This window comes from Pseudomonas sp. Tav-5-1A (assembly GCF_055755055.1).
This window is the reverse complement of sequence record NZ_CM146901.1, coordinates 5343418-5355965: the sequence shown is the minus strand read 5'-3', so window position 1 is coordinate 5355965 and position 12548 is coordinate 5343418. Positions and strand designations below refer to the sequence as shown.

Genomic DNA, 12548 nt, shown 5'->3' with positions numbered 1-12548 from the left:
TCCTGTCAGAGAGTAGACCGCGCGGCGTGGTATTCGTCCGTCAGCGCTGCCAGCAGTTCGGCGGCGGGCAAGGCGCGCGCCCTGGCGGCACCGGTGCCGGCCCAGTGCGCAGCGAACTCCGGCGAGCCTGCCTTGGCGGCGGCTTCGATCAGCTTCTTGCCCGCGTTGTAGGCAATGCCGAAGCCGGGCACGGGCGGATGGCCCGGCGCGCCCACCTCGAGCATGAAGCGGTTGACGATGCCCCGTGCCGGCCGCCCGGAAATCACCCGGGTGAACGCCGTGCGCCCGGCCCGGGCGCTGCCGAGCATCTGCCGGTAGGCCGGGTTGGCGGCGGATTCGGGGCACAGCACGAACGCGGTGCCCAGTTGCGCCGCCACCGCGCCCAGGGCCAGCACCTCGGCGATGTCGGCGCCATCCATCAGGCCGCCAGCGGCGATGATCGGCATGTGCAGGTGCTCGCGGAACAGGCGCACCAGGTCACGGGTGCCCAGTTCCTCGTCTGCGCCATGCTCGTCGAAGATGCCGCGATGGCCGCCGGCCTCGGCGCCCTGGGCCACCACCGCGTCGATCCCGGCGGCTTGCACCCGCAACGCTTCTTCCAAGGACGTGGCGCTGGCCAGTAGCACGATGCCGGCCTGCTTCAACGCGTCGATGCGCGCCTGCGGTGGCAGGCCCAGGTGCAGGCTGACGATGGGCGGGCGTTCGTCCAGCAGCACCTGCAATTGCGCTTCGTCGTCGTACAGGCTGCTGTAGATGTCATGCAACGCGGCAGGCGCCTGGGCGCCGAATTCGGCGAAGAACGGCTGCAGGTGCTCGAGCCAGGCGCCTTCCACCGTGCTGTCGGGCGTCGACGGCCGGTTGCAGAACACGTTGATGTTGAAGGGCTGGTCGGTCAGTGCGCGCAGTTGGCGAATCATCGTGCGCCCCGCCTCGGCATCCACCGCGGCAATGGAAATGGACCCCAGCCCGCCGGCATTGCTGACCTGTGCCGCCAGCTGCGGCGTGGCCGTGCCGGCCATGGGTGCCTGGATGATGGGGGTGCGGATACCCAACAGCGTGCGTGCGTCCGTCATGATGCGGCCCTCCAGTGGTGTATGCATGCCAGCATCCTAGAAGCCGCGCAGTTATTAATAAACCCGCTCGCGCCACTAACTGACATGAACCCTGGGAATATCACCTGTGGGAGCTGGCTTGCCAGCGAGCTGTTGGGGCCCGAAAAGCTCGCTGGCAAGCCAGCTCCCACAGCGCAATTTTGTCCAATACCGGGGCGCAGGCTTCTGGCTCAATGGCGGCTTCTTTCACCTGCCTTGTGGACACGTTACATGCAGTTCTCCAGCGGTTTCCTGTTAAGCCTTTCCCTGTGCCTGGACATTGGCGTGGCCAATATCGCGATGATCACCCTGGCCATGCAGCGTGGCTACCTGCAAGGCTTCTGGCTGGGCCTGGGCACCTGTTTCGGCGACCTGGCCTACGCGATCCTGGCGCTGGTGGGCATGACCGTGCTGCTGCAGTACAGCTGGGTGCGCTGGGGCTTGTGGGTGGGCGGCTCGCTGCTGCTGGTGTATTTCGCGGTGAAGATGCTGCTCAGCGCCTGGCGCCATGACAGCGCTTTGCAGGCCAACGATGTCGCCACCGCCCGCTCGGGATTTAAGGAGTTTGCCCGGGGCATCTTCCTGGCCATGTCCTCGCCCAGCGCCATCCTCTGGTTCGCGGCGGTGGGTGGCACGCTGATTTCCCGTTCGGGCGGCGGCGGGCTGCTGAGCGCCGGGCAGTTCCTGGCGGGGTTCTTCTGCGCCGGTGTGCTGTGGTGCGTAGCGATCTGCACGGCGGCCAGCCAGGGCGGCAAGCTGCTGGGGGACAAGCTGCTGCGCTATTCCTACCTGGCCTCCGCAGGGATTTTCGCCTGGTTTGCAGCCTATGTGATCGGCTCGGGTTACCAGGAGTTCATCCTTGGCCAGGCGGCGGTTTAAATAGTCCGCACGCCGCTGGCACAGGTGTTATACCTATTAGAACCATCCACCCAACAGGGGAGTGCATAGCATGAAAGGCATGGATTCGAAAAAAGCGGCGAAGAAAAAACCAACCCGTACCGCTGAAGAGAAACGCGCTGAAAAACGCGCGAAGAAGTCGAACATTTTCGGCCACTGATCCCCCTGTAGCCGCTGCCGCCAGGCTGCGCTGGCCCTTTGCCCCGCTGGAGATCTTCGGTGTGGAGACAGGCCAGCGCAGCCTGCGGCAGCGGCTACAGGCGGCTTGTCTTGAAGGCCTGGGCATAGGCCTGCGGCGTCACGCCCATCACCTTGCGAAACGCATTGATGAAGTGGCTCTGATCGTAAAACCCCAACTCACCCACTATCTGCAGTGAATGCTGCTGGCGCCGCAGGCGTTTGCGCGCTTCCAGCAGGCGCAGTTGCATCTGGTACTGCAGGGGCCCCAGCCCGGTCTGTTTCTTGAAGCAGCGCACGAAGTGGTACTTGCTCAGGCCGGCCACGCCGGCCAGCACTTCCAGGTCCACCTTCTCCCCCAGGTTATCCTGCAGGTATTCCAGGCTGCGCAGCACGCTGGCATGCTGTTCGCCGGCCTTGCCGGGGCCTGGCTGCAGCCACTGGCACAGCAGGTGGATGAAGGCTTCTTCCTGCTCGGCACGGTGGGCGCCGGGGGTGCGGGCGAAGTCGAGGATGGCCCGTTGCAGCCCGGCGTGGTGAAACACGCCCTGTTCGAAGCTGCTGCCGGCCAGGTTGTTGTCGCGCACCACCTGTTCCACCGCCTCGGGTGCCAGGTGCAGGCTGATGTATTCCACGCCCTGCGGGCTGAACTGCGAGGCCTGCATGGCCTGCGGGTTGTACAGGGTGATGGCGCCGGCGGGGGCTTCCAGGGCGCGGCCGTCGAGCCAGATGTGCTCGACGCCGGTGAGGTTGGTGCCCAGCACGTATTCGTCGTGGGTGTGGCGGGGGAAGCTGGCGGCCTCGGCGCGAACCCAGCAGGCTTCGACCACGGCGCCGGCGTGCCAGTCTTCGGTGATCAGGTTCATGCCGACTTTTCCGGGGCGCGGGAGGTCTGAACGTTAACGCAAGGGGGAATTGGCCCGCAAGCGGGGGATTCGTGGGGGGCTGTGACGCGGCCTCGCGGCCGCTGCTACAGTCATTGCACACTCAGGATGCGAGGTATTCATGACAGGCATTGAACCCACCGGTATCGAGCCGGTGCGCTACGAGCAGGGCCGGGCGATGATCATCGCCGGCCTGTCCGACCGCTTCACCCAGGACACCACCAGCGGCATCGAGGCGCTGTGGCGCGAGTTCGTGCCGTTCCTGGGCAAGGTGCCCGGCCAGTTGGGCCATGAAAGCTACGGCGTGTGCTGCAACCCCGACGGGGTGGGCGGCTTCGAATACATCGCTGGGGTGGAAGTGGAGACCGAGCGGGAACTGCCGCAGGACTTCCGCTGGATCAAGTTGGCGCCCCAGCGCTATGCGGTGTTCGAGCACCAGGGGCATATATCCGGGCTGGGCCAGACCTTCCAGGCCATCTGGCAGTTGTGGCTGCCCAACTCCGGCCTGGAAGCGGCCGATGCGCCCGAGTTCGAGCGCTACAGCGATGACTACGAGCCGGCCACGGGCAATGGCCGGCTGGAAATCTGGCTGCCGGTCAAGGACTGACCGGCAGTGGCGCTCACTGCCCGGCGGTGAGCGCGCGGCGGCAGTCGTGGAACATGTCCAGGCCCGACTGGTACACGCCCGTCTGGATCTGGAACATGCCCAGCACCGAGTGGAAGATGTTGTCGTGGCTCAGGTCGCCCTCGTCCTGCTTGGCTTTCAGGCAGGCGCGGTCGATGCCTTCCTGGGCCAGGGTGTCCTTGCCGAACCACATCACCATGGGCACGTGGATCTGGGTCTCCGGGGCAATGCTGTACGGCGCGGCGTGCAGGTACATGCCGTTCTCGCCCAGCGACTCACCGTGGTCCGACACGTAGATCATCGAGGTGTCGTACTTGTCCTGGTTCTGCTTGAGCAGGTCGATGACCTTGGACAGGAAGAAGTCAGTGTACAGAATGGTGTTGTCGTACACGTTCACCAGCTCATCGTGGGTGCAACTACCCAGCTGGTTGGTGCGGCACACTGGCTGGAACGCTTCCTTGTCCTTCGGGTAGCGGTCGTAGTATTCCGGGCCGTGGCTGCCGTCGGCGTGCAGGACGATGATAGCGTTGTCCTTCAGGCCGTCGATGTAGTCCTGCAGGCCCACCAGCAGCGACTCATCCAGGCAGTTGGTGCCGTCGCAGAACGGGCTCTTCTGGTCCTTGGGAATGTCGTGGTTGGGGATGCGCAGGCAGGTGCCCTTGCAGTCGCTGTTGTTATCCAGCCACACGGTCTGCACGCCGGCACGTTGCAGGATGTCCAGCAGCCCCTCGTAGGTCTTGCCCTTCTTGTCGCTGTAGTCGCTGCGCGGGAACATCGAGAACATGCACGGCACCGATACCGCGGTGGAGGTGCCACACGAGTGCACGCGGGTGAAGTTGAGGATGTCCTGCTTCTTCAGTTCCGGGTTGGTCTCGCGTTCGTAGCCGTTGAGCGAGAAATGGTCGGCGCGGGCGGTTTCACCGACCACGAAGATCATCAGGTTCTTCTTCGGCTGGGCCTTGGCCGCTGCGCTCATCACCGCATCGGTGCCCACTTGCTGCACCACCACGTTCTCTTTCACCGAGTAGCGCGACTTCGCCAGCTTGGTCACCGCGTAGATGTAGTTGCTGGGGTTGATGAAGTGGGTGAGCTTGTCCGGCTGGCGGAAAATAGGCCCGTAGGTGGAATAGAACGCCCCCACCGACACCGCGACCACCAACAGGCAGGCCACGGCCACCAGCACCTTGTTCAGCAGGCCGGGGAAGAACCGGCGGTATTGCACCGGCAGCCACCACACCAGCACCGAGGGGATGACGCCGAGCACCAGCAGGTAGCCGAACATTTTCGGGCTCAGCAGCGCCTTGGCTTCAGCCGGGTTGGTCTCGATGACGTTCTGGATCATCACCGTGTCGATGGCGATGCCGTAGTCGTTCATGAAGTACGCCGCTGCCGCCGAGGCCAGCGCCACGATGGTGATCACCGGCTTAAGCAGCGGGCGGAACGACACCAGGGTCAGCAGCAGGGTGAAGGTGGCCCACAGGAACAGCCCGAAGGACAGGTAGAAGCCCACGCGCTTGGGGCCTTCCAGGGTAATCAGGTTGGCCAGTGCCTCCCAGGTCGCCAGGTTGTAGAACAGCACCATGGCCAATGAAAACAACAATACCAGCCGTGTTGAACTGATCTGAAACCGTCTGCCCTGACTTGCCACCATCTTCACTGCTCCTCGCCTTTTGCCGTGCTGTTACAAAACGTGTGCCCATGCGGGCGGGAAAATCTAGCCGTCGAACCGTCAAAAAAACGTGAATATGCGTGCTGATTCAGCTGCGGTTCAACGCTGCTCCTGTTTTGGCGATGATCGCACGGGCTTGGGTCTTACTAGCGGGAATATTATTCCTAATTGCGCTTTCGCCCTTTGACGGGTTTGCCGCCATAGTGGCGGTTCCGGGCGTAAACGCCTGCCGACGAAGGAGAATAATAAAATGAGCCTTCACCCCCTGGACACGCCGCCGGCTGAATTCGAACTGTCCATCACCCGCCTGATCAATGCGCCGCCCAGCGTGGTGTTTCGCGCCTGGGTAGAGCCCGACCTGCTGTGCCAATGGTGGGGCCCCCACGGCATGACCACGCCGGTGTGCGAGATGCAGCTGTGGGTGGGCGGACTGTTCCGCACCGTAATGCGCGCCCCGGACGGCACTGAATACCCCAGCGAAGGCGTGTTCCTGGACATCCACGCACCCCACCGCCTGGTGTTCACCGACGCCTTCAAGCCCGGCTGGGTGCCCTCGGCGCGGGCGTTCATGACTGCGGTCATCAGCCTGGAGGACATCGACGGCAAGACCCGCTACACCGCCCGCGCCCTGCACTGGAGCGCGGCCGACCGCGAGGCCCACGAGCAGATGGGCTTTCACGATGGTTGGGGGCAGAGCCTGGACCGCATGGTGGAGGTGGTGTCGCGCCTGGTCTAGACCGGCATGCGGAAGCTGAACAGGGTGCCGGCCGCAGCGCTGGAGTGCACCTGCATCTGGCCACCGTGGGCCAGGGCAATCTGGTTGGCGATGTACAGGCCCAGGCCCAGGCCGCTTTGTGGCGAGCCGCTGGCCCGGCGTGAAAACGGCTGGAACAGCTGGGCCATGATGGCCGCGTCGATTGGCGTACCGTGGTTATGCACGCTGAGCACGAAGTGCTGCTCGCGCAGCTCGGCGCTGACCGTGACCACGGCGTCTTCGGCGCCGTGGTAGATGGCGTTGGCCACCAGGTTCGACAGCAACTGCGCCACCCGGTCGCGGTCGCAGCGCACGTCCAGGGCCTGCTCGATGCGCAGGTCGATCCGGCGCTGCGGGTGCACTCGCTGCACCTCATTCACCACATGAGCCAAGGCCTGCGCCAGATCCGGCCGCTGTTCGAGCTTCACGGTGATGCCGTTGCCCAGGCGCCCGCGGGCGAAGTCCAGCACGTCTTCCACCAACTGCGCGGCGCGCTGGCCGGCGGTGAGGATGTGCTGGATGATGCCGCGGCTTTTTTCATCCTGGGTCTTGCGCAACAGCAGCTCGGCACCTGCGCCGATGGCGAACAGCGGGTTGCGCAGGTCATGGCCGAGCACGGCGATGAACTGGTCGCGAAAATCGCCGATTTCCCGCTCATGGGTCAGCGCCGCCTCGGTCTGCTGGTGGCTGTCATCGTTTTCCATCTGCAACGCCACCACTCGGGCGAAGGACTCCATCATGGCCTGGATGGGGCTTTGCCGCAGGTTGGCCGGGCGCGGGTCGAGGGCGCAAATCGTGCCGAAAAAGCTGCCGTCGGTGCGGAACAGCGGCACCGAGATGTAGCTCTCAAATTGGTACAGGCGCGGAGTGTGGTGGTCACAGTACTGCGGGTCGGCGCTGGCCTGGTCGATGACGATGGCCTGGTGGTTGCTGTGGATCTCGTGGCACAGGGTGGTGGTCAGGTCCAGATCACCGCCCACGCCCAGGCCAAAGCCCAGGTCGTCGCGCACTGCGCACGCGGTCCAGTGGCTGTCGGTAACCCGCGCCACGGCGGCGAAGCGCAGGCCGGTGCTCTCGCAGATCACCTGCAGGATGGCGGGCACGGCCTTGATGCGGCCGATGGTGGCGATGTCGGCAGCAAGAGTATTCGCCATGGCGGTTCCACTGATAGATGAGCAAAAACTCAGGAAGCGCTGAATTTCCCAAAGTCTGGCCGGCAAGTCGAGCGATTTTCACCGTAGCAGCGGCTGCAGGCCGCGTCACAGCCGGCGCGGTGTGTGAGGTGTGGCGCCGACGCGGCCTGGCGGCCGCTGCTACGGTCAGGGGAGTTCGGGTACCCGTGGGGTCCTGCTTGGCAGGGCGCCGATGCCCAGCAGCGCCGTTAGCGCCTGCCGGTCGATGGGCCGGCTCATGAAGTAACCCTGTACTTCGTGGCACTGGTCATTGCACAGCGTCTGCAACTGCTGCTCGTTTTCCACGCCCTCGGCCGTCACCGTCAGGCCCATGGCCTTGCCCAGGCTGATGATCGCCTGCACCACTGCACGGTCGCTGTCGGTGCTTTCCAGGGCGGCGATGAAGCGCTTGTCGATTTTCAGGCTGTCGAAGGGGTAGGTGCGCAGGTAACCCAGGGAGGAATAGCCGGTGCCGAAGTCGTCCATGTTCAGCTTCACGCCCAGCTCCTTCAGGGCGGTCAGGGTGCCCAGGGCGTTCTCGATGTCGTGCATCATCACGTTTTCGGTCACCTCCAGTTCCAGGCGGTGGGCCGGTAGCTGGGTCTGCACCAGGGCGTCGCGCACCTCGCGCACCACGTCGCTGCGGGCAAACTGCGCCGGCGACAGGTTCACCGACACCATCAGCGGCGCCGGCCAGTGGCGGGCGGCATCGCAGGCCTCGCGCAGCACCCAGCGGCCGATCTGCACGATCAACCCGGTTTCCTCCGCCAGGCCAATGAACGTGTCGGGGGCCAGCAGGCCGTGCACCGGGTGCTGCCAGCGCACCAGCGCTTCCACCGAGACGATCTCCATGCCGCACAGGCGGTAGCGGGGCTGGTAGTGCAGCACGAACTCCTGGTTTTTCACCGCCAGGCGCAGGTCCTGTTCCAGTTGGCGGCGGTGCTGGATGCGCTCGCGCATGTGCGCGGAGAAATAGCGCCAGGTGTTCTTGCCGTCGGCCTTGGCCTGGTACAGGGCAATGTCGGCGCAGCGGATCAGCTCGTCCGGGTCCAGGCCCTGCTGCGCCGATTGCGCGATGCCCAGGCTGGCGCCCACGTGCAGCGGCTGCTGCTGGTAGTCGATAGGCTGGTGCAGGCTGTCGACCAGGCGGGCGCAGAAACGATCGATTTCCTGGTGGGTGCTCATGCCGTTCAGCACCAGCACGAACTCGTCACCGCCCAGGCGCACCACCAGGTCGCGCTCGCGGGTGCAGTCGCGCAGGCGCGCGGCCACCTCCAGCAGCACGGCGTCCCCGGCCAGGTGGCCAAAGGCGTCGTTGATGGGCTTGAAACTGTCCAGGTCCAGCACCAGCAGGGTCACCAGCAGCGGGCCGGGCTGGCTGCGCAGCTGGTCGAAGTAGCCTGCCAGCTGGTTGCGGTTGGCCAGGCCCGTGAGCGGGTCATGCATCGACAGGTGCTGGATCTGCGCGTGGGCCGCTACCTCGTCGGTGATGTCGCTGGCGGTGCCGCGGTAGCCGACAACCTGGTGGTCGCTGATGATGGCGCGGGCGGCCAGCCGGCAATAGCGCAACTGGCCGCCGTGGTCGCGGTAGGCGCAGCGCAGGCTGGTGGCGGCGGGGGTGTCGTCGAGGCTGTGCAACCAGCCTTGCAGGGGCGTGGTCTCGCACTGCAGCAGCTGGTCGATGGCGCGATGCACCCAGTCCTGACTGGTGTAGCCGGTGACAGCGGCGAAGCGTGCGGACAGGTAGTTGATGTGGCAGTGCTGGTCGGTTTCCCAGATCCAGTCCGAGGCGGCTTCGGCCACGGCGCGGAAACGCTCTTCGCTGGCTTCCAGGGCGCGGTTGGTGCGGTGCAGCCGGGTGTAGCCGTCCTCGATCTGGCGGGCGGTGCGCAGGGCATAGCGGAAGAACCAGGCCATCAACAGGGCCAGCACCACGAAGGCGGCCACCAGGGTGGGGAGCACCTGCCACAGCAGCTGGTTGCCTGGCCGTGGCGCGGTCCAAGTCAGGTCGTAGCCGGTGTCGCCCAGGGCCAGCCGGGGCTGGTCGAGTGCACCGGTGGCGTGGCTCTGGATCGACAGGCCCTGCAGGCCATAGCTGTCACCCAGGGGACGCAGCTTGGCCGGGGTCAGCAGGTCGGCGAACAGCAGCACCGAGGTGTCGGCGGGGGCCGGCTGTGGGCTGTCGTCGTCGGGCAGGATGGGCGAGGCGCTGAGCAGGGCAGGCCAGCCGTTGAACATCACCACGGCGCTGACGGCCGGCGCACCGGGCACGGCGGCCTGGGCCTGTTGAATAAGGTCGTGCAGTGGCGTGGCGATGAAGTCCTTGATGGCCGCGTTGCTCAGCTGGCCCTGGTACAGGGCGTACTTGGTGCCGCGGCTGTCCACCACGAACACGCCGTCGTAGCCATGCTGGCCAAACAGCGCCGGGCCCAGATTGCGTTCGCCAAACGCCCATTGCCGGTCGACCGGGCCATTGAGGTGCTGGAAGGCGGTGTTCCACACGGCCAGGCTGCTGACCAGGTTGGCCGAGTTGGCCTGGCGGGTGTCCAGGGCCTTTTGTGCGTAGAAGGTCGACTTCTGCTGCTGGTCGGCATTCAAGCCGTTGGCGATTTCAATCAACATGCCCATGGCCGCCAGCAAGGTCAGCGCGAACAGGCACGCCACAATGGCCAGCAGCTTACGGGTAAACACCTGGTGTCGCGGCGCTGCGAGTGTGCTGTCCATGGATCAGGCGCATCCTTGTGGCACATGCCGGGGCGAGGGCGCACAGCATGAAGACGTCCTGATCTATAGAAGCAGCTGGATCCAGATTTGTTCCTGCCGATCGTCCGATTGTCGGGTCAGGTCAGCAATAACAGGTCGGCGGCGCAGATATTCACGCGGTTGCGACCGGTGTTCTTGGCCAGGTACAGGGCCTTGTCGGCCTCGTCCAGCCAGGCGGCGGCGTCGCCCAGGTCAAGGCGGCAGGCGGCCAGGCCGATGCTCAGGCTGACGCGCAGCGGCTCCAGCTGATGGTGGCGGTAGGCGTGGAACACCAGGCGCAGGCGCTCCATGACTTCGCAGGCCTGGGCAATGGTGACGCCGGGCAGAATCACGCAGAACTCATCGCCGCCGTAGCGGCCGGCCAGGTCGGTGTCGCGCAGGTTGCGTTGCAGTTGCAGGCTCAGGTGGCGCAACACCTCATCGCCGACGATATGACCGAAACTGTCGTTGATGTCCTTGAAGTGGTCGATGTCGATCAGCGCCAGCACCGCCGGGGTGTGGTCGCGCTGGCATTTGCGAAACTTGGTGCTGAGCGCATCTTTCCAGGCACCGTGGTTGAGCAGCCCGGTGAGGCTGTCGGTGCGGCTCAGGGCGCTGAGAGTGCGCTTGTGTTCCGACAGCTGGATGGCCAGGCGGTAGCACACCCAGCCCACGGCCAGGGGGTAGAGGGTCAGCATGGGCAGGCAGGCCAGCACCTGGGCGGGGGTGGATTGCGGCGCCCAGCCCAGGCCGAACAGCGTCACCGCGGCAAGCATCCCCAACAACTGCGCCCCCAGGCCATGCAGGAACAGGCGCAGGCCGCCGCCGGCGACGTTGTTCATGGTGACCATGGACAGCAGGGTAATCGACGGTAGCGGGTTGAAATGCAGCACGGCGACCCAAAATCCACAGAACAGGGCGTCGCACAGCAGGTTGCGCCGCTCGGCCTCGAACGGCGCCTGGGCGTTGCGCGCCAGCTGATAGGCAATGTGCGGCCACACCAGGCCGTTCACGGCCAGCAGGGCCAGTAGCCAGGTGGGTGGTGCCAGCGGGTACACGTCTGCCAGGACGCTGATCAGGCAGAGGGCGGTGCCCAGTACTCGCGGTGCATAAATGCGTTTGGCAAACGACAACCCCTTGCCCGTGCGGTTTTCCATAAGTCGAGTTACCGGGCTGATTGCAGCCGTATTCTTGTACAGGGTGTTGGATTTTGTAGAGTTTGTGCGGTTTATCGCATAAATAATGTGGACATTGGCAGTGGCCTTGCAAGCCATTTCAACGGTTATTCGTTCCGTAGTGGCACTGGGACACGCGTTGTAACACCTAGGGGCTTCCCCGGCCCGGGTGTAGGGGTATTCTCTACAGCCGTGGGGCGCCTGCAATGGACGGCCTGGTGGCCGCCCCGATCCTCGGAGTACTGGTTATCATGAGTCAATCGTCATTGAACGCCGCCGAAGTCGCTGCCACCGGGGAAGCTAACGCCTCCCGGCGAGTGGGCGGCCAGTTCCGCAACGCCACGGTGCTGCCCCGTGACGGTTTTCTCAAGAAGCTGCGCATCGGCTTCAAGTACCTGCTGCTGCGCAAGCCGCCGGGCACCCGGCCGCATCAGGAAATACCTGTACACAACTTGGACAAACAGCAGTTGCTTGCATCACCCGATGCCAGCCTGTGGCGTCTGGGCCATTCCACTTTGCTGATGAAGTTGCGCGGGCGCTTCTTCATCACCGACCCGGTCTTCGCCGAGCGCGCCTCGCCGGTGCAATGGGCTGGCCCCAAGCGCTTCCACCAGCCGCCGCTGGGTATCGAGCAGCTGCCGCCCATCACCGCGGTCATCCTCTCCCACGACCATTACGACCACCTGGACGAAAGCGCGATTCGCCAGCTGGCCGACAAGACCGAGTGCTTCCTGACCACCCTGGGCGTGGGCGACCGCCTGATCGAATGGGGCATCCCGGCCGCGAAGGTACGCCAGCTGGACTGGTGGCAGGAGACCGAGGTGGCCGGCACGCGCTTCGCCGCCACGCCCACCCAGCACTTCTCCGGGCGTAGCCTGTTCGACAGCAACAGCACCCTGTGGGCGTCGTGGGTGATCATGGAGCCTGACCTGCGGATCTTCTTCAGTGGCGACTCGGGCTATTTCGACGGCTTCAAGCAGATTGGCGAGCGGTACGGGCCGTTCGATCTGACGCTGATGGAAACCGGCGCCTACAACGTCAACTGGCCCAGCGTGCACATGCAACCCGAGGAAAGCCTGCAGGCGCACCTGGACGTGCGCGGGCGTTGCCTGTTGCCCATCCACAACGGCACCTTCGACCTGTCCTCGCACAACTGGGAAGAGCCGTTCCAGCGCATCGTGGCACTGGCCCGGGCACAAGGCGTGCCGGTGAGCACGCCGCAGATGGGTGAGCGGGTGAACCTGCTTGCGCCGCAGCAGGGCGCGGCGTGGTGGGAGGGGTTACCAACCGGTGCTGCCGATGTAGCTACCAGCGCTTGATAGTGCTTGTGGGAGCTGGCTTGCCAGCGAGTTTTTGAAAAGC

At 65.0% G+C, this 12548-nt stretch carries 10 protein-coding genes; 4 read left to right on the top strand and 6 right to left on the bottom strand.

The window, feature by feature from the left end; translation table 11 throughout:
• Nucleotides 1-5 precede the first annotated feature (5 nt).
• Nucleotides 6-1073: an NAD(P)H-dependent flavin oxidoreductase gene (locus AC0J42_RS24590; RefSeq protein WP_473006898.1), complete on the bottom strand. Its 1068-nt coding sequence runs from the start codon at nucleotides 1071-1073 to the stop codon at nucleotides 6-8.
• A 249-nt stretch (nucleotides 1074-1322) separates the two neighbouring features.
• Between AC0J42_RS24590 and AC0J42_RS24585 the strand changes: the two genes are divergently transcribed.
• Complete coding sequence (locus tag AC0J42_RS24585; protein WP_473004276.1) at nucleotides 1323-1970, top strand: LysE family translocator; 648 nt, start codon at nucleotides 1323-1325, stop codon at nucleotides 1968-1970.
• A 272-nt stretch (nucleotides 1971-2242) separates the two neighbouring features.
• On the opposite strand, the gene AC0J42_RS24580 is transcribed toward AC0J42_RS24585, so the two are convergent.
• Complete coding sequence (locus tag AC0J42_RS24580) at nucleotides 2243-3031, bottom strand: helix-turn-helix domain-containing protein (protein ID WP_416426471.1); 789 nt, start codon at nucleotides 3029-3031, stop codon at nucleotides 2243-2245.
• A gap of 139 nt (nucleotides 3032-3170) precedes the next feature.
• Between AC0J42_RS24580 and AC0J42_RS24575 the strand changes: the two genes are divergently transcribed.
• A complete protein-coding gene (locus tag AC0J42_RS24575; RefSeq protein WP_473004274.1) occupies nucleotides 3171-3656 on the top strand; it encodes a GyrI-like domain-containing protein in 486 nt (161 codons plus the stop codon).
• A gap of 13 nt (nucleotides 3657-3669) precedes the next feature.
• Here the strand turns inward: AC0J42_RS24575 and AC0J42_RS24570 are convergent, their stop codons facing one another.
• The gene (locus AC0J42_RS24570; RefSeq protein WP_416426469.1) at nucleotides 3670-5325 is read right to left on the bottom strand and encodes a phosphoethanolamine transferase; all 1656 of its coding nucleotides are present in this window, start codon (nucleotides 5323-5325) and stop codon (nucleotides 3670-3672) included.
• 268 nt (nucleotides 5326-5593) lie between these two features.
• Here AC0J42_RS24570 and AC0J42_RS24565 point away from each other — a divergent pair, with 268 nt between their 5' ends.
• On the top strand, nucleotides 5594-6079 hold the full coding sequence (locus AC0J42_RS24565; protein WP_416426467.1) for an SRPBCC family protein: 486 nt from the start codon (nucleotides 5594-5596) through the stop codon (nucleotides 6077-6079).
• Here AC0J42_RS24565 and AC0J42_RS24560 read toward each other — a convergent pair.
• From AC0J42_RS24560 to AC0J42_RS24550, 3 genes are all read right to left on the bottom strand, one after another.
• Nucleotides 6076-7251: a GAF domain-containing sensor histidine kinase gene (locus AC0J42_RS24560; protein ID WP_416426466.1), complete on the bottom strand. Its 1176-nt coding sequence runs from the start codon at nucleotides 7249-7251 to the stop codon at nucleotides 6076-6078. The genes AC0J42_RS24565 and AC0J42_RS24560 overlap by 4 nt on opposite strands.
• A gap of 165 nt (nucleotides 7252-7416) precedes the next feature.
• The gene (locus tag AC0J42_RS24555) at nucleotides 7417-9993 is read right to left on the bottom strand and encodes a bifunctional diguanylate cyclase/phosphodiesterase (RefSeq protein WP_473004272.1); all 2577 of its coding nucleotides are present in this window, start codon (nucleotides 9991-9993) and stop codon (nucleotides 7417-7419) included.
• A gap of 116 nt (nucleotides 9994-10109) precedes the next feature.
• Nucleotides 10110-11168 (bottom strand): diguanylate cyclase, encoded by a 1059-nt coding sequence (locus tag AC0J42_RS24550; protein WP_473004269.1) that lies wholly within the window; start codon nucleotides 11166-11168, stop codon nucleotides 10110-10112.
• A 269-nt stretch (nucleotides 11169-11437) separates the two neighbouring features.
• Between AC0J42_RS24550 and AC0J42_RS24545 the strand changes: the two genes are divergently transcribed.
• Entirely contained in the window at nucleotides 11438-12505 is a 1068-nt protein-coding gene (locus AC0J42_RS24545) for an MBL fold metallo-hydrolase (protein WP_473004267.1), read from the top strand.
• The last annotated feature ends 43 nt before the right edge of the window (nucleotides 12506-12548 follow it).